Source organism: Chryseobacterium jejuense (assembly GCF_900100075.1).
GTDB classification, from domain to species: domain Bacteria; phylum Bacteroidota; class Bacteroidia; order Flavobacteriales; family Weeksellaceae; genus Chryseobacterium; species Chryseobacterium jejuense.
Genome location: NZ_FNEG01000005.1, coordinates 189,991 through 213,142 on the forward strand (window position 1 = coordinate 189,991; position 23,152 = coordinate 213,142).

The window sequence follows — 23,152 nt, forward strand, 5'->3', positions numbered from 1 at the left end:
ATTTTCCACCCCAAATGTACGGAATTTTCATTGAGATTTTGGCATCAAAAAATATGATTTTAGACCTGATATTTCATAAAAGCTTTAAAGTATTGACTATTTATAAATTTTATTCAACAAACTCAATTTAGTAATTTTCAATATTATATTTGACACCAACCCGTATTTAACTTCTATTAAAATTCTTCCTCCGAGAGTTCTTTATTAACCATTGCTCCTGCTAAATTACCTTGTGCTACCGCACTTGCTACAGACCGCATCATGGTTACATTGTCACCACAGGCAAAAAGCCCGGGAACCGTTGTTTTCTGCATGAAATCTACTTTAATAAATCCATGCTCTGTTAGTTCATAATTTAAACTTTCTGAAACTTCAACATTCTGTTTAAAAGGAATCTTTGCATATAAAGCTTTTAAAGCAACGTTATTTCCATTTTTAAAGACTACTTTCTGAATCTGCCCATTTTCATGTTCAATACGTTCCATTTCATCTTCATTAAGATTGATTTCATGATCTTTCAGTTTTTTAATTTGTTCCTGAGTAAGAGTAGATTTTCCATTGGTAAATAAGGTCAGTTTCTTGGTCATGTTAAAAATCAGTTTTGAAAATTCAAAAGCAATATCTCCATCAGCCAAAATTCCTGTTACTTCATTTTTCACTTCATAGCCATGACAGTATGGACAATGTATAACAGAAATCCCCCAACACTCAGCAAACCCTGGTATATCCAGCATAACGTCTTTTACTCCCGAAGCTAAAATAATTTTCTTTGCATAGAATTTTTCACCAGAAGATACTTCAGCTTCAAAGCCATCAGCATTCTTCATGAGCTTTACTACTTTTCTATCAAAAAAATCTACCGTTTTATATTGTTCAACATCAGCTTTTGCCAGAGCAGCAATTTCTTTTGGAATTTTCCCGTCATGAGTAACGAAATTGTGCGAATATGGTGTTTGCCTGTTACAAGGTTTTCCCTCATCAATAATTAGAACATTTCTTAAAGATCTCCCTAAAGACATTCCTGCAGATAACCCTGCATAGCTTCCCCCTATAATGATAACATCAAAATTTTTATTGTGCATAGTCATTTTAATAATTAATCCTACAAAGTTAAAACAAAAAACATTAATGCAATATTGTTGCAATAATGTTTTTTTTATATTCTTATTCGATTTTAATTATCGTTCTTTATTTCTACAGTAAACAAAAAGATATTAGTCTACTCCTTTCACTTCCAAAATTTCATCCTGAATTCTTTTTCTGATATCTATTTTAGCCCCTTCAAAACTGAAAATTTTAGCCCCTTTTTCTCTAGCATAGGGATTGGTAACTGAATCAGCTGTTACCGAGTGTTCAAAAAAAGCACCAGTTTCTTCAAGCTCATCTTCAGGTTCGTTTTTAACTCTGATTAGATTTTTATACTTTTTCCTCAAATCAAACCAATTGATATAATCTGCATTGAATGAAACAGCTTTTATTCCTTTCCTTGAGTAATAATTAATTGCACCAGCTTGTCCATAATTATCACACAGCACCAAAGTGTTTCCCGTTTTCGATAGTCTCAAATATTCTTTATCTACTTTCTGAGCCAACTCTTTCCAACCTAACATATCTGCAAAATCCTGAGGTAAAGGATGGTCTTTTCCATCTTCCCAGCGCAAGAGCCCGAATTTCTTATAAGATTCAGGATTCTTTACTATAGACTCAGGACTTTTATTAGGGAATGCCAGATTATATATAGGCACAAACAGAAGTAATGGATGTAAAATACAGACTGGCTTTAGAAATCTCTGCCATCCGTTTTTTAAAATATTTTCAAGATAAACAGATCCGAAACCTATATAAATAGGATAAATACCTATGGCATAATAATCTTTGGCTCTGAAAAACATAAATAATGCTATTGTTATCACATAGCCCCAGAAGAAAAACCGAAGCTTTTCAAAAGATTTATAAAACAGCAAGGCATAAAAGCCAAACAGAATGACAAAAGTAACTCCAATAAAGAATAAAAACTGAGATTTCAAGAAATCAAATCTGTTCACATTCACCAATTGGGTGGAGGAAAGCTCTTTCATGTGATGAATGACCGGAAAGCCATGATGATACTGCCAGATAAGATTGGGAAGAATAATGAGTAAAGCTAACAGAGCTGCTCCATAAACATGAGGATTTGTAAAAATCTTCCTTTGTTTAGTTATTAAAAGGGCAGGAATAAATCCTAATGCAAGAAAAGCAATATTGTATTTATTCAAAACACCGATTCCGAAGATGATTCCACCCCAATACAACCACTTTACTTTTTCGGTATTGACATATTTTATCAGGATATAGAAAAAGGAGGTCCATAAAAGGACATCCAACGAATTAGGTTGATATAGCATATTCAAACGAAGCAATGAGGAAAACAACAGCCCCAAAGACGTAAGAAGACAGGCAAAAAGGCCTCCTTTTAATTCTTCAATCGCCTTCCAGACCACAACCATTGTTAATGCACCGAATAAGGCAGGAAAAAACTTAATCCAAAATACAGAATCACCCAGTATTTTTATTAGCCATGATATCCATGAGCTTACAGGCGGAACAGAAAGATACCCCCAGGCAAGATGATTTCCCTGATCCAGATGTAAGTATTCATCCCGTTGCAGGTCATATCCCGGGCTTAGTAAGAAATACTGAAGAACAAATTTTACAATGATAAAAAGGATCAGAATCAGGCTATTTTTCTTCATGGCTATATTTTATATTTAAAAATAAGACATTTTAAACTTCTGATTTATTACATTTTAAAGTTGAAATAAAAATGTGGGAGGCTGGAAGATGGAAGTTATTTCAGACAATTTTAAATTGCTGATGGTTGATTTCATCCTTTATTTTATTTATTCTTTCAGACCAATAATTAATCTCTTCCATTTTATCAGTATATTCTTCTATAGTTTTGTTCTGACAGAAGGCTAGAGACTTCTGATAAGATTCTAGTATCGTCTTAAGATAAACTTCATGCTCCCGAGAAGTTTGAGGAATATAACCCATCCCATAACAACCGCAGGTATGAAAACATTTTCCTGTTTTAAAAAGACTTTCTATAATTTCCCATTCTTTAACAGCAGTTTTCTTAGGAGCCTTAAAATCTTTCCCAAGATCAGCCATTATATTTCCGCATTCAGGGCATTTTATCGTTCGATTTTCTATTTCTGATGCTAATTGTCTTAGTTCCTCAGTATCATTTTTTGTAAAAAGACCACTTGTTTTACGGTTGGTAAAAATATGCCCAACTTTACGAATCGTTCCCCCATCGGGCTCATGATAAATTTTCTCTTTTTTGATTCGTCTTAAAATATCATCCACATCCGGCTGCTTAAATGATTTTCTACATTGAAAACAGACATAGTGAGACTTATATGTTTTTTGAGCGTACCTGCACATTTTATGATATTTAATTCAAAAGTAGGAATTTTAAGTTCATAAAAAATCCCGAAGAATATCTCTCCGGGATCTAACAGTTTAAAATGTATAGTGTAGTTTATTATTTGGCTTTCGCTTTTTCTTTCAACTCTTCTTTATCTTTATCTGATGGGTTCCAAACTTTTACTTCAGAATCTTTTGTAATATTGGATCCAGGAAGAACCTGAACATTAATTCCGTCGCTAGCTCCAAGTTTTAAGTATACTTTCTTAAATTTCCCATCTGCTTGCTTTACTTCTACAAAAGGAACATCTTTCCCTTGCTTCTTTTCATACTGAACCAAAGATTCATCCAGTAATAAAGCATTTTTCTGAGAGCTTAATACGATTTCCCCATTCGCAGAGAAACCAGCTCTGATATATTCGTTGTTAGGATTATCTACGTTTCCTTCTACCGGGAACTTGATGGTTCCTGCATTATCTTTTCCTTTTGGAGCAATCATCGTAAGTTTACCAGGGAAGGTTTTATTCTGTAATGCACCGATTACGATATTCATATCCATCCCTTGCTTCAATTTTCCTGCTTGAGCTTCATCAATTTCTCCTTTGAAGATCAGAGAGTTCAAATCTGCTACTGAACAAATGGTTGTTCCTGCGTTAAAATTGTTCGCTTCAATTACCTGGCTTCCCAGCTTTACTGGAACTTCAAGCACTGTTCCTGAAGCTTTGGAACGAATTTGTGTGGTTGCCAAACCTTGCCCCTGAAGTTCAGGAGTAGCTCCGGTTTTAGCAATCTGTAATCTTTTTTGTGCTGTATTCAACTGTTGCTGAGCATTTTTAAGAGTCTGCTGCTGAGAGAATAACTGTTGCTGGGAATTAAGAAACTCTTGTCTGGAAGCTACACCTTGCTTATACAGTTTATCCTGCATTTCAAATTGCTTCTGCATATTTCCTACATTCATCTGTGCATTGCTAATCTGAATCTGTGCATTCTGAACTTCCTGCTGAGCAGCATTTACTTCAGAGATACTTGGTACAATTTTCACAGTAGCAATCAGCTGACCCACTTCTACTCTATCTCCTTCTTTCACTAAAATTTTATCAATGATCCCTGTAATGTTAGGTTTAATTTCAATTTCTTCCTTTGGAACAATTTTTCCGGTGGCCATTACCTTATCATCCATATTCTGGATATTAGGTTTACGGGTAAGGAAAGCCTCGCTTTCTTGGGAGTTCGATTTCACAAGGTAACCAATCCCCGAGAACAATGCCACTGCAAATAAAAGCCCCAACACGATATAAATGGCTTTTTTCCAAGTGAATTTCTTTTTCATATGTATAGTTTATTTTTTAATTAAAGGATTGAAAGATTTAAAAATTAAAAGATTAATACCACATGGCTGCTGATCATTTTTCATTTTAAAATTTTCAAATTATATTATTTTCAAATTATTATTCTGTTCTTAATGCTTCAATTGGTCTAATTTTCACCGCTCTTTGTGCTGGAATCATTCCAATAATTAATCCTAATACAACCATCACTGCCATGGCTGCAAATACGTTTCCGTAGTTTACTGTTGGATTATAAAAAGGAAACGAGTCTTGTCCCTGGGTGACCATATTTAAAATCATCAGCACAAAAATTCCAAACATAAATCCCAGCAATCCGGATGAGAGTGTAATCACAACACTTTCCAACAGAATCTGATTTCTTACTTCTGCTGGTTTTGCTCCCAATGCTCTTCTGATTCCTATTTCCTTGGTTCTTTCTTTTACGGTAATTAAAAGAATGTTTGAAATAGCGATAACTCCTGCAAGAATTGTTAATGTTCCTACAATAATGGTTAGAAGCTGCATCCCTGTTAGGAAACCTGTCAATTTTTTAAATTCTTTTCCTAAATTAAAGCTTCCGAAAGCATTGGTATCTTCTGGAGAAACTTTATTTTTATTTTTCAGCACCTGCTTTACCTCTTCTTCTACTGAATTAACGTTAACATTAGGCTTACTTACAATCGCAAACAAGTCTATCTGTTCACCTGCATTATACATTTTAGTATAGGTAGAAAGTGGAATAAAAGCCGTTTGATCATTTTCAAAACCTCCTCCTTTTTTCACTCTGAAAACACCAATAACATTGAAGAATATTCCTTTTATATTGATAGATTTCCCAATTGGGTTTTCATTTTTCTTGGAATCAAATAAGTTCTTATAGATTTCTTCTCCAATAACCACTACATTTTTATTTCCTGAAACATCTGCATCATTAATGTACCGCCCAAAAATAAGTTTCTTCTCTGATATTTTATTTCCTACAGAATAATCTCCGGTAAGAGAATATGTACTGCTTTTTCCATTCCTAGACATTGATTCACCAGGCGTTCCGGTAAAACTTCCTCTGGCATTTTGTGGTGATATATAATCAATCCCTATCAGTTTTCTTTTCAACATATCCATATCAGATAAATTGAGATGCACTTCTCTTCCCTTGGGAAATCCTTCATAAGGAATAGATGTTTTCTGTGCCCACAAGAAAATTGAATTGGTCGCAAAACCTGAAAACAATTTATCAAAACCATTCTCCATACCTTTTGCTGCCCCAAGAAGGCTTACATACAAAAACATGCCCCATCCTACTCCAATCATGGTAAGAAATGTGCGGAGTTTATTATTCCTCAATGAATAATAAATTTCCTGCCAAGTATCTATTTTAAATATGATATTCACCTTTCTGAATTATAAATTATTAATAGTTGTAAAAGAGTAAATCAACAAATTGCGATCATTACTGCATTTCCAATTTTATATTATTTTCAAATTACTATTCTGTTCTCAATGCTTCAATCGGTTTAATTCTTGAAGCTCTGTATGCTGGAACAAATCCCGCGATCAATCCGGAAAAAACCAAGGCAATAAATGCCATAAGGATAGATCCCCAACCTACACTTGGACTTTTAATGAAAAACTCTTCAAGACTGTCACCAATCAGGCTCAATGTTAGCACACCTACTCCTATTCCAACAAATCCTGAAATCACAGTAATTACTACACTTTCCTGAACAATTAAGGCAACAATTCCTGCTGGTTTCGCTCCAATGGCTTTTCGTACCCCGATTTCTTTGGTTCTTTCTTTTACGATATACACCATAATGTTACTGATCCCGATAATCCCGGCTAATAATGTCCCTAATCCAATGAACCCTACAATTGCAGTAAGAACTGCCATAAAGGTGAATGTGTCATTCATGTTTTTGGCATTATTCCATACACGAACCCCATTTTCATCATCTGGAGACACACTCTTTCTTGCTTTCAGTTTATCTCTCAGTTCATCTCCATATTTAATAGCGTCCTGAGGGTTAAGTAATTTATCATTATAGGCAATATAAACCGTATTTACCGTGTCAGACCCTTTTTTCATCTGCTGTAAAGTGGTAATGGGTACAGTAATATGTCTTTCATCTCTGTCTCCACCATCATCTGAAAACACTCCAACAACTTTAAACATGGTTCCGTTAATATCCAGTTCTTTACCAATGGAACCTCCGTTTTTAATAAGGTCTCTCTGAACCATTCTTCCGATCACTGCTACATTCTGCTTTCTAGCCAGGTCAAAAGAATTAATATAACGTCCATCAACAAGCTTTCTATTTTCAATAATTTGCTCTCCCGGCTCTGCGCCATGAATCTGATAAAGACCACTTTCCTTTCCATATTTCACCATTAAATTGGTAGCATATCTTGGACTGGATGCTCCTACTTTTTCTTTTTCTGTATTAACAAGAAAGTCATAGTCATCATTATTCATACTCACACTTCTATCGGACTGTAATCCTTTATAAGCTAAAGTTGTTTTTCCTGTATAAATGGTAATCAGATTTTTAGCATCACCTGCAAACCCTTCCGAGAAAGCGTTCTGAAGCCCTTGTCCTATTCCAAAAAGTACAATGAAAATAAACAGTCCTAAAGCTACTGTAAATCCCGAAAGTACTGTCCGAAGTACATTACTACGGATAGAACTGAATATTTCCTGCCAACGATCTAGGTCAAACATTTTTATTAATATTAAAAGATTGAAAAATTAAAAGAATAGCATCATTCAATTTTCAAATTATCTCATTTTCAAATTATCAAATTGTTTAAAGCACAATCTGTTTAATAAACTCATCACTTTCAATGACACCATCCTTCAGTATAACATTTCTCTTCGTCTGTGCTGCTACATCCGGTTCGTGGGTTACTACAATGATTGTTTTTCCTTCATTGTTAATATCCTGAAGAAGCTTCATAATATCATGAGTGGTCTTTGAATCCAATGCTCCGGTAGGCTCATCCGCCAATACCACTTTCGGATTGGTTATCAAAGCTCTTGCGATAGCTACCCTTTGCTTCTGCCCCCCTGAAAGTTCGTTCGGAAGGTGATCTGCCCATTGTGCAAGCCCTACTTTTTCCAGATATTCCATTGCTTTTTGATTACGTTCCTTTCTTGGTACATTTTGGTAATATAGTGGAAGAGCAACATTTTCAAGAGCGGTTTTATAACTGATAAGATTAAAAGACTGGAAAATAAATCCTAAAAACTTACTTCTGTATTCTGCAGCTTTTACTTCTGATAAATGTTCAATAGGAACGCCATCCAATTCATAGGTTCCTGAATCTTTTTCATCCAGAATACCAATAATATTAAGAAGGGTAGATTTTCCGGAACCGGAACTTCCCATAATAGAAACAAACTCTCCTTCTGAAATATTCAGATTGATTCCCTTCAAAACATGAAGTTTGCTTTTTCCTGTATCGTATGATTTATGTAAATCCTGAATTACTAACATTAAGTGATGTATGTTTTATACCCAATAAGTAGATGATATTTTCAAATTGTTACAAGAATGAAAATTTATTCAAATATTTTTTTGTTTAACATTTTAAACCTTTATTTAAAGCAACTTATTAATTTTTGTTTAACTGTAACTTGAGTTTTCCATGCATTTATACCCTATATAGCCGTCTAGCCTATTATTTGTGCCTGTTTCATGTAAATGTGGAAAACTTTTACAGCTAAAAGTCAGCCTATTAGTATTTACCTCTTTCAAAATCAGTTCTTTTTTTCGAACTTTGTAAATAGATTCTGTTCAGAAAAGAAAACTTACAATGTGAATAATTTAAATTCACAACCATCACAAAAACAAAAAGTTAAATACTTTCTGAACATTATCCACAGAGATCTGAATTATTTAATTATAAAGATATTTTAATATGGGAATTTTTGATAAGAGAGTAAGTTATAAGCCATTTGAATACCCGGAGGTTCTTCAATTTGTAGAAGCCATCAACAAATCGTTCTGGGTACATTCGGAAGTGGACTTTACTGCAGATGTACAAGATTTTCATTCGCAGTTGGAGCCACATGAAAAGAATGCTGTGAAAAATGCGCTTTTAGCCATTGCACAGATTGAGGTGTCTGTAAAGACATTCTGGGGGAATTTATACAACCACCTTCCGAAACCGGAATTCAATGGATTAGGATCTACTTTCGCAGAATGCGAGTTCCGTCATTCTGAAGCATATTCCCGTTTATTGGAGGTATTAGGATATAATGACGAATTCCTTAATGTAATTGAAATTCCAGCGGTAAAAGGTAGAATTGAGTTCCTTGGAAATGCTTTAAAGCATGCCAACTCTGCTACTCCTAAAGAATATGTTTCTGCATTATTGCTATTCAGTATCTTAGTAGAAAACGTTTCTCTTTTCTCTCAATTTGCCATCATCCTTTCTTTCACAAGATTCAAAGGATTCATGAAAAATGTTTCCAATATCATTGCATGGACTTCTGTAGATGAGCAAATTCACGCTAATGCAGGAATCTATCTTATCAACAAAATCCGTGAAGAACAACCTGATCTTTTAACTGAAAGCGATATTGAAGACATCTATACTCTTGTAGACGAATCTATTGAAAAAGAAGGAGATATTCTTACATGGATCTTTGAATTAGGAGAAATTGATAACGTATCTAAAGAAGATCTATTGAACTTCATGAAATACCGTGTAGATGATAGTTTGAAGAAAATCAACATGAAAACAAGATATAACATCACTCCAGAACAATACAGACCAATGGTTTGGTTCGAAGAGGAAGTTTTTGCTAATTCATTAGATGATTTCTTTGCAAAAAGACCTGTAGATTACACGAAACACGATAAGAGTATTACAGCAAACGACTTGTTCTAATGTAAGGGCGCGAGCGAAGCGAGCGTCAAAAAGTATTAGGATTAATAATTCCTCATACTTCAAAACAGAACAACAGTTAACTTAATAAGCACAAATAATATGATTAATGTAATAGTAAGCTACACCGTAAAACCTGAATTTGTTCCTGCCAATAAAGCCAATATTCAAAATTTTTTGAATGATTTTAAAAATCTGGATCAGTCAACATTTGAATACAAGGTTTTCGTAAAGGAGGATGGCGTTACTTTTCTACATTATTCAAACTACATTAATGAAGACGTTCAGCATGAAGTTTTGAATGTTCCTTCTTTTAAGGAATTTCAAAGGTTGAGAGATGAAAGCGGACTGAACGACTCTCACAAAGTAGAATTTTTACAATCAATAATATAAAAAAACAAAATTCCGGAGTGGGAATCTCATTCCGGAATTCGAAAATATAACATCTATGGAAGAGCAAAATTCAAATATATGGTGGCTCAACGAAGAGTCTGAGCAGATGCTGAACAGAGGATATCTGTTGAAAGGTGAAACGGTAGACGGAGCTATCGACAGAATTACCACCGCTGCTGCAAAAAGATTATACAAACCGGAACTTCAAGCGGCATTCAAAGAAATGATTACAAAAGGGTGGATCAGCTTCTCTTCTCCTGTATGGGCTAATATGGGAACAGAAAGAGGTCTTCCAATCTCTTGTTTCAACGCTCACATTCCGGACAGCATTGAAGGAATTACTCATAAAATGGGTGAAGTGATCATGCAGACTAAAATCGGAGGTGGTACTTCAGGATATTTCGGAGAGCTGAGAAACAGAGGAACAGCTGTAACTGATAACGGAAAATCTTCAGGAGCGGTTTCATTCATGAAGCTTTTTGATACTGCTATGGATGTTGTTTCTCAAGGAGGTGTAAGAAGAGGTGCTTTTGCTGCTTACTTAGATATTGACCACGGAGATATTGAAGAATTTTTATCCATTAAAGATATTGGTAGTCCAATTCAAAACCTATTTACCGGAGTATGTGTACCAGATTACTGGATGCAGGATATGATTGACGGTGATATGGAAAAACGTAAAGTTTGGGCAAGAGTATTGGAAAGTCGCCAACAAAAAGGTCTTCCTTATATTTTCTTCACCGATAACGTAAACAGAAACAAACCACAGGTATATAAAGACCATGGAATGACGGTAAACGCAAGTAACCTTTGTTCTGAGATCATGCTTCCTTCCACAATGGAAGAATCATTCATCTGCTGTCTGTCTTCTATGAACCTTGAATTGTATGATGAGTGGAAAGATACAGATGCTGTTAAATTAGCCGTATACTTCCTTGATGCTGTATTATCTGAGTTCATTGATAAAACTGAAGGAAACTACTACTTACAGGGAGCAAGAAACTTCGCAATGCGTCACAGAGCTCTTGGATTAGGAGTTTTAGGATATCATTCTTACCTACAGAAAAATATGATTCCGTTTGAAAGCTTTGAAGCTACTCAGTTCAACGCAAGAGCATTCAGACATATTAAAGATCAGGCTGAGCAAGCTTCAAGAGAACTTGCCAACATCTATGGAGAACCGGAAGTATTGAAAGGATACGGATTAAGAAATACCACTACAATGGCTATTGCTCCTACCACTTCAAGTTCTGCAATTTTAGGACAAACTTCTCCTGGAATTGAGCCTTTCTCTTCCAACTATTATAAAGCAGGTCTGGCTAAAGGAAACTTTATGCGTAAGAACAAATACCTGGCAAAACTATTGAAAGAAAAAGGATTGGATAATGAGGAGACATGGAGAACCATCATGTTGAATCACGGATCTGTACAACATCTGAATGAGCTTACTCCTGAAGAAAAGGCAGTATTCAAAACATTCAAGGAAATCTCTCCAATGGAGATCATTTCTCAGGCTGCACAAAGACAACAATACATTGACCAGGCACAATCTCTGAACCTTCAGATTCCTTCTACAATGCCTGTAAAAGATGTAAATTATCTGTATATCGAAGCTTGGAAAAAAGGAGTAAAAACACTTTACTACCAAAGAAGTTCTTCCGTTTCAAAAGAAATGATGGTGAACTTTGTATCATGCTCAAGCTGCGAAGCATAAGATCAAATAATAAACACACTATATAGTGGAGCACACCTTTTGGGTGTGCTTTTTTTATTGTAATTAAACTTTAACAAAAATTTAACATTTAGGTTTAAAAAAATTATTTTCTTTTAATCGTCTATTAATACAGAAAATATTAAGCTTGCACTCCCCAAATAGTGAATCAAGTCCCTCTATCATTGTTTTTTTATTATTAATATGAAGTGATTTTATTTACATTTGTTGAAGATAAACCAAATAAAACAGTTTTTAGCAAAGAAAATATCAACCATCAGACTTATTATTAAACATAAATTTAATACGAAATAAAGATTGTATTTTAATTTAAATTAACAAAACTTTTTTGATGATTGAAAAGTAATTCTTAGAACTGATTATTTTTTAAAAACACAATATAAAAGAGAAAAATAAATACATTATAAACACAATATAATGTATTCTAATCCACCTTTTAATTTAAAAAAACACAAAAATAAAACTCAGATAGCAAATTACTCATAGCAAAAAATTGCTACAATATAAACACAAACAATTATTTCGAAATGAACAAAATTATTACCCTAATGATGGCAATGGCCAGCATTACTCTTTACGCACAGGTAGGAATTAATACTTCTTCTCCCGATCAGAGCGCAGTTTTAGATGTTACAAGTACTTCCAAAGGGGTGCTACTACCAAGAATCAGTAATCTATCTTCTGTTACCAATCCAGCCACAGGGCTCATTATTTTTGATGTCAACAAAAAATGCATCAGCCAAAATGTAGGAACGCCTGCAACCCCGGATTGGACATGCCTTTCTCCGTATGTATCTAAATTTTTCTACATGCCGAGTATAGTTTTTGATACCACAACAACTTCAACAGGCCAAACGAAAGATCTGTACACATTGTATAAAAATCAGTTTTCGAATGTTCCAACAAATGCCAGAAGTGCATCTGCTCCGGCTTCGATACCCTTTTTTCCTAATGCAACAGATTTATACTATTATGTAACGGGTTATGACACTTCTGTTTTTAAAATAAACAGCGTCAGCAGCACGGGTGTATTGAATTATGATGTTTTATCCAATGCGACTTCAGCATCTTTCATCAATATCGTATTTGTTGTAAAATAAACAGCCATGAAAAAGAATTTTAAAAGGCTGTCTTTGATGAGCCTGGTTTTTGCACTGCTTACAAACTTTATGTATGCACAGACAGACAGTACCGAAGTTGCAAGTATCTACGGATTTTATTCTTATTCTAATTCGCTTATGAATGCTTCTTCAGCTTCTGAACTTACGATACAGGGGAACGCCTCACATACCTCTACCGGGGTACAGCTTACTCCTGCAAGCTCAGGGCAGTTTGGGGGATTATTTATCAATGGAAGGACTTTTACTTCTGTAAACGGACTTCATGTTGAGTTTGAATATGACATGAAAAACGGAACCCCGCTAGGTGGTACTTACGGAGATGGCTTATCTTTTTTCCTATATGATGGAGCAGTGACAAGTCCTACAATAGGGGCGCCAGGAGCCGGCCTTGGTTATGCATATAACAGAGCACAGAACACCTACGCAAGTCAGAGAAAGGCGGGTTTATCATCTGCTTATCTGGGTATTGCCCTGGATGAGTTTGGGAATTTTAAATCAAAACGTTTTCAGGGAGAATCAAGGGTAAATGGAATTGCAGGGGTAACCTGGTCTCAACCGACAAGTCATGTAACCTTAAGAGGAGCAAAAGGGGCCGCAATCAATACAACAGGATTAGGAGATGGCTTTACAGGATATCCTGTTCTGATTACACGATCTACTTTAAGTAATTCAGGAACGGTAGGCAGGGTATTACAAGATGACAGAAGCTATTTAACTACTACCAACACCCTTTCTTCAGTGTTTGATCTCAGAAACAATGCCGGAGAATTCAGAAAAGTATACCTTGACCTGATTCCCCATTTTATAAACAGTACCACTACAGACGGATTTGATATAAAAGTTGATATCCAGACCGTACAAAACGGAACGCCTGTGAATGTCATCAATTATTATCATTACAAAACCTCAGTGCCTTATACGGAAAATGCTAATCCTCAAACTACAGACTTTAATACTTCGGATGTAGAAGGAGCTGCAACTTCCCAAACGCTCAATGCAATAACTCCATCCTTTCTAAAGTTAGGTTTTGCAGCCTCTACGGGAGCCGCATTCCAGCAACATATTATCCGAAATGTGAAATTAACACTTCCTTATTCAGCAGTAACAAATGATGATGTAGCTTCTACGTGTAAATTTCAACCGGTTAATATCTCGGTTTTCAATAATGATATAGCATACAAAGGCCCTATCAGCATTACAACCCCGCCTACTGGAAGCAATACCAATATTGATTATTCAACATTCAGTTTTACAAAAACTAATGACATAGATCTTACCTTATACCGTAAAAAAGTAACTCCTGCAGGAACGTGGACCTACAACAAATCAACAGGCATCGTAACATTCAACCCTTCAAGCGGATTTACAGGAACAGCAACAATGACTTATACCGTTAAAGGAAGAACCGTGAAAGATTCCAATGGTAAAATTGTTGAACCTTATGGAGACACTGCCTATCGGTCTGTTCCGGCTACAATTACGGTCAGTCTAAAAACTACGGGATGTATCTATTCTACCGTTTCAAACAGAATGGTAACACAAACGATAAAATAGGCTATCAAAAAAAGATATTTTTGGATAGAATGGAAGAAATAACAGTACTCAACTATTAAGTAGTATTATTTCTTCCATTGTTTTATACAGTAAAAAAGGCCCGGAAAGAAAATCCGAACCTTTGAAAGAAGTATTTGTAAAAAGAAGTATTAAAAATTATATCTCACACCCAGCTGCGCCTGGAATCTTGATGCAAACTGATCTATAGTATAAGCAGATCCTGGTGTTTTAAAGTTATAGGTAGGATCTCCGGCTGACGGTTGCCCTGATGCTATATTCCCAGCCTTCGTAAGTCCTACACTTGCTGTAGAGTTGAATGTATTAGGGACAAAGTACACCTTACCCCAATCTTTATTCAATAAATTGGTAAAGTTGATGATACTTAAGGAAATCTGAATATTGTTCTTGGATTTTTCACTCAGCCTGATTTCATCCATAATTCTGATATCTGCCTGTACATTCCAAGGTGTTGTATCCCCATTTCTTTCGGTAAACTTTCCTCTTCTGGATTTCAGATAATCATTGTTATTAACAAAGTTTTCATAATCTGCAACCTGTTGCTGAGCAGTAACCAAAACGTTTCCTGATCCGTCTTTAATAGGAACAATGTATTTCGCAGCTTCGGCAGCGTCTTTAAATATATAAGCAAGGCCTGCTGCCTGTCCTGTATTAGCAATAGTACTGTTTACAAATCCCCATGAGAAAGGGTTTCCTGACTGTGCGTTAAAATACACGTTGGTAGATAACTTATTGGACTTGGAAATATTAAAAACATATCCCAGATTGGCTACAATTCTGTTCTTGATCGCAAAATTAGAAGTCGTTAGCTGAGGATCATTTGGTGTCAACGATTGGTTCATCTGCCAGTTACTTTCCATAGAGTTTCTGATCCCATTGGTAATATCTTTGGCGTCACCATAAGTATAGGCAGCAAAGAAATTGAATCCGAAATTATATGATTTTGAAATCTGAGCAGTCAGGTTATAGCGATACCCTTCTTTTGTATTGGACAATAAATAAGCGTTAGAGAATTTACTATTGATGTTTGTAGTATAAACCGGCATTTCATGATTCACATCATAGCTATAATACGTCACATTATCTGTTTTATTAACCTGCTGGAATTTCAGATCATAAAGTACTTTTGTATAAATACCTTCTAATGTCAGTTTATATCCGGCAATCGTATAATCGAAAGCCAATGAACTTCTCCATACTCTTGGCATCTTAAAGTTATTATCAATAAGGTCAACCTGTACTTTAGATGATTTTGGATCTTTCGTTGGGTTTTGCCAGTTTGGAAGATTATTTCCAACCAATGGATCCCCATATTGTGCAATTTGTGCTGATGTTGGTCCGTTGATATCATAACTTCCAAAACCAACTCCGTCATTATAATAAGCATACCCTAACCATGCAAACGGAATTCTTCCTACAAAAATACCGGAACCTCCTCTTAATACCATCGATCTGTTTTCTGTAAGATCAATGGTAAATCCTAATCTTGGAGACAATGTTGGCTTATTAAGATAGCTATTGGTTAGCTGACTTAATGGAGTGTAGTTATAAGTATTTCCGAAATAAGGATCCTGAGGAGAATTATTAACATTTGGACTTAGTTGCGGCTTATTAGGTAAATCTGTATAATCTACTCTTACTCCCGGAGAAAGTCTTACTCTGCCCCAATTGATCTCATCCTGCAGATATAATGAAAGAAGATTTACTTTATATTGAGCATAAGGATTGTCGAAAAGATCCTGTCTGCTGTTTCCACCAAAAGGATAGGTTCCTCTTACCCTTGCAGGAGTACCATTATAAAAATCATTTAACGATTTATAAGAAATTCTTCCATTCAAAGCATTTACAAAACCGTAATTGATATTGTATAACTCATTGTGAGTTCCTAACAAGAAGGTGTGATTTCCTGTTTTATAGGTAAGGTTATCTGTAATTTCAAAAGTCTTCTGTTTCATATTGAAAACAGTAGCTTCCCTATCATTTCCCAGCAAAATTGTTCCACCATTATGAGTAATTTCAACCTGTGGGAACATTGCATTTCCTGAAGTTGGATCTCTGTAGTCATGAATAGAAGAATACCCAACCACCAGATTATTGTTCCATTTATCATTAAAACGGCTTTTCAACTCAAGAGTAGTAGTGGATGCTGTATTTTTCTGAACAAAATCCATACTTGCAAATCTGAAGTTGGCTCCATCTCTTTCAAGATTGGACGCTTGTGAAAACACTGTATTATTTTTGATGGATAAAGTATGCTTATCATTAATCTTCCAGTCTAACTTGTTGAAAAGTTTAGCACTTTCAGAAAAGTTATTATATCCATTAAAACTTCCTATGTTAAATCCGTATTTCTTTTGAACAAAGTCTGAAAGTTTCTGAGCCACCGATTCATCTATCAATGCATTAGGATCATTCGCATTATAAAATATAGGATCTACCCTTTTCGTGTATTCAAGATTGGTAAATAAAAACACTTTGTCTCTTACTACAGGCAATCCTACTCTTCCACCATAAATAAAATCAGAGAAATCACTTGGCATTTTGGAATTGTCTCCTACTCTGTTTCTTCCCGTAATAGCAGCATTTCTGCCATATACATACATGGAACCTGTAACATCATTACTACCGCTTCGGGTTACTGCATTGATGCTTCCACCAAGGAAATTTCCAAGTTTCACGTCATAAGGAGCAATATAAACCTGTACATCCTGAATTGCATCCAAGCTTATTGAGTTGGAACGTGTACTACTTCCGGGCATTCCAGAAGTTCCCGTTTGCCCACCCAATGAAGGACTGAACCCAATCGCGTCATTATTAATTGAACCATCAATAGTAACGTTGTTGTAACGAAAATTTGTTCCATTGAAAGAATTATTAGCACTTTGTGGAATTAATTTAGTTACGTCCTGAATCCCACGGTTAATATTAGGCAGCCCTGAAATCTGGGCTTGATTAATACCCACTCCATATTTTACATTGGTCTTTTTTGAAATGATCTTCACTTCATCAATCGTCTTTTCCTTATTGCCCACTTCTACTACGGGTAAATCGTTATTTCCTAGGGAAAGCTGCAGATTGGAATTCTCATAAATAACCTGTGAACCATCAGATATTTCAATTTTATAAGGACCTCCCGGCTGAAGATTATCTAAGCTAAACTGCCCTTTGCTGTTACTTTTAGTCTCAAAAGTACTGTTGGTAGGAATATGCACTACCTTCACGGTAACTTCGGAAGAAACTCCTTTTAATCTTCCAAAAATTTTAGAACTGGTTTCCTGTGAAAATGCAAATCCAAAAGATAATAAAGCAAAAGCACAGATCAATTTTTTCTTCATATTTTTATTGCTACAAAACTTGCTGTAAAATTAGACTGAGCAAATATGAAGTATGGTAACATAGAATTAACATTGCGTAACATAAAGTTTAATATTTCCTTAAAAAAAACTTAATGTTCACCACCAGTTTCATCCTCAATTTTATGTCCTTTCTATGAAAATTACAGCAAAAAAATGATTAATTTTAAACATTAAAACCGCTTAATATGAAATTCGGACAAGTAGAAGACCCATCAAAAATAAACTTCACCCTTCCCAAAGATCACTCCAGAACCAAAGAAATTTTAAGCCTAAATAAAAAAGGACTGGAAAATATTTCTATAGGATGTGCCAAATGGAATAAGACAGATCTTAAAGGATTTTATCCTAAGGGAACCAAGGATGAGTTAACATACTATGCCACTCAATTTAATTCCATTGAATTAAATGCTACTTTCTATGGAATGCCTACTCCGGATCAGGTAAAAACATGGAAGGAAAAAACTCCGGAAAACTTCAAATTTTTCCCTAAAATCACCAACACTGTTTCTCACTTCAGAAGGCTGATTGATGTTACAGATCCGGTTACCCACTTTGCATCCGCCGTTATTAATTTTGATGAAAAACTGGGAATGGCCTTTCTTCAGCTGCATGATAACTTTAAACCTAAAGATTATGACAGACTGGAAAAATTCGTAAAAGAATGGCCTAAAGAAGTTCCTCTTGCTATTGAGCTAAGAAATACAGAATGGTTTACCGATGAGGAAATTCTGAATACGACCTGTGAGCTTTTTGAAGCCCATAATATCACCAACATCATCGTAGATACTGCCGGAAGAAGAGATATGCTTCATATGCGTCTTACGACTCCCAATGCGTTTATCCGATATGTAGGAGCCAATGCAGAAAGTGATTATGAAAGGCTGGATGATTGGTTAAAACATCTTGCTCAATGGAAAAAAGACGGCCTTCAAAATCTGTATTTCTTCGTTCACCAGAATATTGAGAAAGCTTCTCCACTTCTTTCCGCTTATTTCATTAAAAAAATGAATGAAGAATGGAAGACAGACATCCATATTCCCCAAATGGCTACTGAAAGTACAGGAACCTTATTTTAATTAAAATTTTAAATAGACTAATTTTAATTTACAAGACAAATTACGATAAAAGCCTTTTCGTAACTGAAAAATTTATACATTAGAGTAATACCCTATTCAAACTGAAAAAGGTATACTTAAAAATAAATGTCATGGAAAAGGAAATTTGTACAATCAGTGTCTCCAGCAACTGGCTTGGAGACGACTATACCTTCTATGAGGATCATACTATAAAAAGAGTATATGACAATCATAGCCTAAACTCCAACAAAACGGAATGGCTGGAACCTCATCAAATCAGTAAACAAAATAAGGATAAATTAATAAGAGCATGCCCTGAGGAATTTAAAGAACAGATTATGCATCTTCTGGATTATCCTTAATAAAAACTCTCGCAGATTTTACAAATACAACAGATTGATATCATACAATCATCTGCCGGATCAGCAAAATTTGCGAGAGAATATATAATTTAGTTTTTATTATTTTTCTTAAGAAGCAATACCAGGTTAAGAAATAAAAGCAGAAAATCTAATGTAATCCAGATTCCCAACTTTGTATTTTCATAATTGTAGGCATCTACCTGTTTTTTAGCAGCATCAGACAGTTTCATACTTTGATTGATGTAATTCTGGACCTCTACAATCTGATCTATATTCTTATTAGGAACAGAATGCTGTGAAAAGTAAACCAGATTCTTCTTTCCAAGATATCCTACGATCCAATACTCATCAGACTTGTCCATTTTCAGGTATTCTACTCTGTAATATTCCGGACGTATTTTCCCTACATGTTTAGGTTCAAGCTTCGTAGTATTATCAACTTTATTAACATTGATAAGATAAAAATCCAATGCCTGCGGAAGTTTATTGATGACCTGTAAGCCTACAGAGTTATCTACAAATGCCACAGCACTTTTCTTTATAAACCAATACGTAAAAATTGAGATGGAAGAAACCACTGTTACAATACGGAACAGTCTTGCCCATTTTGCCATTCTTCCCGATTTTATTTTATATAAAACCAGAGAAAATATACACGCCCAAAAGATAACAAGAATGAAAAATACCATACTGCAAAGATACTGATTTCAGATTTTTTGAGAGAATGTTAATCCACATTCCACTCTTTATAGAACTGGTCAAGGAAATTCAGCATATAATCATGCCTTTCCTGAGCCATTTTTTTTCCATGTTCGGTATTCATCAAATCTTTTAGAAGCAATAATTTTTCATAAAAATGATTGATCGTTGTTCCGTTAGATTTTTTGTATTGTTCTTTAGACATATTTAAATCAGGCTGAACATTGGGATCGTACATTGGATTATTTTTAAACCCTCCAAAGTTGAATGTTCTGGCGATTCCTATCGCTCCAATGGCATCAATACGATCCGCATCCTGTACAATTTTCAGTTCAATAGACGGATTAGCCGGTGCCTGACTTCTGTTTTTAAAAGATATATTTTCGATCACAAATAAAACCTTTTCAATGGTTTCACTGGGAACATTTTGACTTTCTAAAAACTCTCTGGATATTTTCGGCGCTATCGTCTCATCTCCGTTATGAAATTTAGGATCGGCAATATCGTGTAATAATGCAGACAATTCCACCACATCCGGATCACAGTCTTTTTCTTTCTCCGCTATTTTTTTAGCCAGCTTCCACACTCTTTCAATATGGAACCAGTCATGTCCTGCTTCAGCTCCCTCTAACTTTTCTTTTACAAATTCTACAGTGTTGTTAATCGTACTTTTCATTAATCTATCAGTTCATTTAAAATAATATCCCAGAGCTTGTGATTGTAGTTTCTAAAAAAATTAACATGCCCGATTTCTTTTTTCTCAGACTCTATAGTTTTTACCAGCCTGTACGTTGGTTTAAGATTAGGATACGTATTGTTTAAAAGACTCAGAACTCCTTTTTCTGTTAACCATACATCATCTTCTGCACGAACTACAAATACTTTCTGCGTTAAATTTTTAGAATAATCATCAATCTTCTCCAACAGCCTGTTGGTTGATTTTTTGTTTAAAATTAAGGTTCTCCAGTCATATGCACAATTTTTTGGAAGACTTTCTCCAAGTCCAAACCAATTTGCAGGAAAGTATCCTAGCAATGAAGTGGTTAATGGCTGTACAATTCCGAATCCGAGATACGCTTCAATTTTTGTCTTCAATCTGAGATTTCCTACAAAAGCATTCTGAGTTCCTACAAATATCAACTCTTCAAACATTTCAGAGTCTTTATTCATTCCTAAAATTAAAGCACCTACGGAATGTCCCAGACAAAATTTTCTATACTCTGGAAACTGATTTTTAATGTATGTGGTTAATGTTTTATAATCCTTTGAACCCCAAATTCTCATAGATCCATGGAAGCCTTTCATATTTTCAGGTTTAGATAGTCCTATTCCTCTGTAATCATAAGTAATCACAGTAAATCCCTGCTCAGAAAAATATTTGGCAAAAGAAAAATATACCTGCTGTTTTACTCCTGTGGCTGAGTTCATAAGCAATAATTTCCCATTCTTTTTTTCAGGCTGAAAAAGATGGGCTGTCAGGGAGGCATGATCTTCTGTGGTAAGTATTAGTTTTTCCATAGGATAAAAAGAAAAAATCCACTATAAAAGTGGACATTTTCAGTATATTATTATGTTTAGTTTTAAACTTTCGATATGCCGTAAATAGCTTTAAGAAAAGAAATCTGACATTCTCGGCAATCCGGTCTGTGAACCTTTATTTCCTGAAACCCGTGATGACACCTCATTTCCAAACTTCACACAGTCTTCTACAGAGTTCCCATGGCAAAGCGCAATTGCAAATCCAGAAGTAAATGCATCTCCCATTCCCATCTTATAAACGGTCTTCTCTTTATTCTTTCTGTAATACTTCATTTCTGTACCATCAAAATAAATGGTAGAATTGGTATCGTCCCTTACAAACACTTTATTAAAGTATTTTTTAAGAACCTCTTCTCTTTTTTCTTCTCCAAAAATGATGAACAACTCATTACTTTTGGCAACAATAAAGTCTACCTCCTCCAGAATTGCATCGTTTACTCTCATAGCAGGAGAAGCATATAAGCCTACTTTTTTACCATATTTTTTTGCTTTTCTTACGGTATATTCTACAACATCCATAGAAACCTCAAGCTGTACGAGGATCAGGTCTGAAGTATGAAAATAGCGGTCTGCTTCGTCAATATGAGAGACACTCAGATATTTATTAGCTGCAGGTACTACCACAATAGCGGCATTTCCTTCGGAAGTGGTCACATAAGCTGTTCCTGTAGACTCTTTATCAGTTTCATGTACAAAACCTACATTCACATTTTCGCCCACCAGATTTCTCATGATTTGCTGCCCCAGGGGATCCATTCCAACACAACCTATAAAATAAACACTGGCACCCAGTCTTGCAGTTCCTACTGCCTGATTGGCCCCTTTCCCACCAAAATAGCTCTCTGAGTTAACTGCCAGAACGGTTTCGTTAGGCGAGGGAAGTTTATCGGTTTCCAAAACAAGATCTATTGAGGAGCTTCCTACAACGATAATTTTTGGTTGTTCTGATGAGAAATTCATTGTGTTTGATATTAGTTTAAAAATTATAACAGACTAAATTCCGTGCCAAAAATAACTAATTTTACCTAACTTATTTCAATAAATTCTGTAATAATCTTCACTGGTGATTGATTTTTATCATAAGCAATATAACTCGCATAAAAACCTTCCCCATATCCGGTCTCAAAAGCAAATATAGTCCCAGGATGAGCTTCTGAAGGCTTTAAAAATGCATATTGATCTATTGCTCCGTTTTCATCAAAGAAATATTCATGGAAGAATTCTTCATAAATTCCCATGAAGTCTCCGCCTTTGTTTTGATAAAGTTTCTGCTCCAGTTCATTAAGGCTGCTTTGAGTATCCACATCCATGAAACAACCCATGCCGCTTTCTACCGGATATCCGAAAACTTCACCTTCTGCCAGTTCTTTAATATTCTGTCCCGAAGTAGTTGCCAGCTTCCAGTCTTTAATTTCTGCAGTATTGAAAATAATTTCTGCATAGGCCACACAATTGCTGTCTCTCTCTTTATGCAACATTACAGAGAATTCTCCTTTTGGGAATTCTGTAGAAAAAGGAAGCATATCATTAGTGATTAAGGGATCACAAGCTACCAGTTTTCCACTGGAAAGGTAGATCTTCCCTACTTCAAAACTTTCTAACAAGGGACTTTCTACAAAGTCCTTCGAAAATAGTTTTTTTATGTTTTCTATATGTTTCATTTTATATCTTTTTTA

20 protein-coding genes are annotated in these 23,152 nt (G+C 35.1%); 7 read left to right on the top strand and 13 right to left on the bottom strand.

What is annotated here, in order from left to right:
- Positions 1-176 precede the first annotated feature (176 nt).
- The 7 genes from BLS98_RS16010 to BLS98_RS16040 form a co-directional block, all read right to left on the bottom strand.
- The gene (locus BLS98_RS16010) at positions 177-1,082 is read right to left on the bottom strand and encodes an NAD(P)/FAD-dependent oxidoreductase (protein WP_089737523.1); all 906 of its coding nucleotides are present in this window, start codon (positions 1,080-1,082) and stop codon (positions 177-179) included.
- Positions 1,083-1,214: 132 nt separating this feature from the next.
- Entirely contained in the window at positions 1,215-2,732 is a 1,518-nt protein-coding gene (locus tag BLS98_RS16015; RefSeq protein WP_089737524.1) for a glycosyltransferase family 39 protein, read from the bottom strand.
- Positions 2,733-2,832: 100 nt separating this feature from the next.
- Positions 2,833-3,348 (bottom strand): hypothetical protein, encoded by a 516-nt coding sequence (locus tag BLS98_RS16020; protein WP_139166141.1) that lies wholly within the window; start codon positions 3,346-3,348, stop codon positions 2,833-2,835.
- Between the two features lie 178 nt (positions 3,349-3,526).
- Complete coding sequence (locus BLS98_RS16025) at positions 3,527-4,738, bottom strand: efflux RND transporter periplasmic adaptor subunit (protein WP_181575114.1); 1,212 nt, start codon at positions 4,736-4,738, stop codon at positions 3,527-3,529.
- Positions 4,739-4,856: 118 nt separating this feature from the next.
- Positions 4,857-6,128 carry an ABC transporter permease gene (locus BLS98_RS16030; RefSeq protein WP_089737527.1) on the bottom strand — a complete coding sequence of 424 codons (1,272 nt, stop codon included), beginning with the start codon at positions 6,126-6,128 and terminating at the stop codon, positions 4,857-4,859.
- 94 nt (positions 6,129-6,222) lie between these two features.
- Entirely contained in the window at positions 6,223-7,455 is a 1,233-nt protein-coding gene (locus BLS98_RS16035) for an ABC transporter permease (RefSeq protein WP_089737528.1), read from the bottom strand.
- Positions 7,456-7,540: 85 nt separating this feature from the next.
- The gene (locus BLS98_RS16040) at positions 7,541-8,230 is read right to left on the bottom strand and encodes an ABC transporter ATP-binding protein (RefSeq protein ID WP_089737529.1); all 690 of its coding nucleotides are present in this window, start codon (positions 8,228-8,230) and stop codon (positions 7,541-7,543) included.
- A 424-nt stretch (positions 8,231-8,654) separates the two neighbouring features.
- On the opposite strand from BLS98_RS16040, the gene BLS98_RS16050 reads away from it, so the two are divergent.
- The 5 genes from BLS98_RS16050 to BLS98_RS16070 all read left to right on the top strand — a co-directional run bounded on the left by BLS98_RS16050 (position 8,655) and on the right by BLS98_RS16070 (position 14,426).
- Positions 8,655-9,629 (top strand): ribonucleotide-diphosphate reductase subunit beta, encoded by a 975-nt coding sequence (locus tag BLS98_RS16050; RefSeq protein WP_089737531.1) that lies wholly within the window; start codon positions 8,655-8,657, stop codon positions 9,627-9,629.
- Positions 9,630-9,728: 99 nt separating this feature from the next.
- Positions 9,729-10,019, top strand: coding sequence for a hypothetical protein (locus BLS98_RS16055; RefSeq protein WP_089737532.1), 291 nt, complete (start codon positions 9,729-9,731; stop codon positions 10,017-10,019).
- Positions 10,020-10,074: 55 nt separating this feature from the next.
- Positions 10,075-11,733 (top strand): ribonucleoside-diphosphate reductase subunit alpha, encoded by a 1,659-nt coding sequence (locus tag BLS98_RS16060; RefSeq protein ID WP_089737533.1) that lies wholly within the window; start codon positions 10,075-10,077, stop codon positions 11,731-11,733.
- Positions 11,734-12,278: 545 nt separating this feature from the next.
- Positions 12,279-12,851 (top strand): hypothetical protein, encoded by a 573-nt coding sequence (locus BLS98_RS16065; RefSeq protein ID WP_089737534.1) that lies wholly within the window; start codon positions 12,279-12,281, stop codon positions 12,849-12,851.
- 6 nt (positions 12,852-12,857) lie between these two features.
- Positions 12,858-14,426 carry a hypothetical protein gene (locus BLS98_RS16070; protein ID WP_089737535.1) on the top strand — a complete coding sequence of 523 codons (1,569 nt, stop codon included), beginning with the start codon at positions 12,858-12,860 and terminating at the stop codon, positions 14,424-14,426.
- 149 nt (positions 14,427-14,575) lie between these two features.
- Here the strand turns inward: BLS98_RS16070 and BLS98_RS16075 are convergent, their stop codons facing one another.
- The gene (locus BLS98_RS16075; protein ID WP_089737536.1) at positions 14,576-17,779 is read right to left on the bottom strand and encodes a TonB-dependent receptor; all 3,204 of its coding nucleotides are present in this window, start codon (positions 17,777-17,779) and stop codon (positions 14,576-14,578) included.
- A 206-nt stretch (positions 17,780-17,985) separates the two neighbouring features.
- On the opposite strand from BLS98_RS16075, the gene BLS98_RS16080 reads away from it, so the two are divergent.
- Complete coding sequence (locus BLS98_RS16080) at positions 17,986-18,876, top strand: DUF72 domain-containing protein (RefSeq protein WP_089737537.1); 891 nt, start codon at positions 17,986-17,988, stop codon at positions 18,874-18,876.
- 131 nt (positions 18,877-19,007) lie between these two features.
- Entirely contained in the window at positions 19,008-19,238 is a 231-nt protein-coding gene (locus BLS98_RS16085) for a hypothetical protein (protein WP_089737538.1), read from the top strand.
- Between the two features lie 89 nt (positions 19,239-19,327).
- Here the strand turns inward: BLS98_RS16085 and BLS98_RS16090 are convergent, their stop codons facing one another.
- The 5 genes from BLS98_RS16090 to BLS98_RS16110 all read right to left on the bottom strand — a co-directional run bounded on the left by BLS98_RS16090 (position 19,328) and on the right by BLS98_RS16110 (position 23,137).
- On the bottom strand, positions 19,328-19,852 hold the full coding sequence (locus BLS98_RS16090) for a hypothetical protein (RefSeq protein ID WP_167356244.1): 525 nt from the start codon (positions 19,850-19,852) through the stop codon (positions 19,328-19,330).
- Between the two features lie 113 nt (positions 19,853-19,965).
- A complete protein-coding gene (locus tag BLS98_RS16095) occupies positions 19,966-20,613 on the bottom strand; it encodes an HD domain-containing protein (RefSeq protein ID WP_089737540.1) in 648 nt (215 codons plus the stop codon).
- Positions 20,613-21,455 carry an alpha/beta hydrolase family protein gene (locus BLS98_RS16100; RefSeq protein WP_089737541.1) on the bottom strand — a complete coding sequence of 281 codons (843 nt, stop codon included), beginning with the start codon at positions 21,453-21,455 and terminating at the stop codon, positions 20,613-20,615. The genes BLS98_RS16095 and BLS98_RS16100 overlap by 1 nt, the downstream gene beginning before the upstream one ends.
- A 90-nt stretch (positions 21,456-21,545) precedes the next feature.
- Positions 21,546-22,436 carry a ribokinase gene (locus BLS98_RS16105; RefSeq protein WP_089737542.1) on the bottom strand — a complete coding sequence of 297 codons (891 nt, stop codon included), beginning with the start codon at positions 22,434-22,436 and terminating at the stop codon, positions 21,546-21,548.
- A gap of 65 nt (positions 22,437-22,501) precedes the next feature.
- A complete protein-coding gene (locus BLS98_RS16110) occupies positions 22,502-23,137 on the bottom strand; it encodes a DUF4241 domain-containing protein (protein WP_089737543.1) in 636 nt (211 codons plus the stop codon).
- Positions 23,138-23,152: the final 15 nt, after the last annotated feature.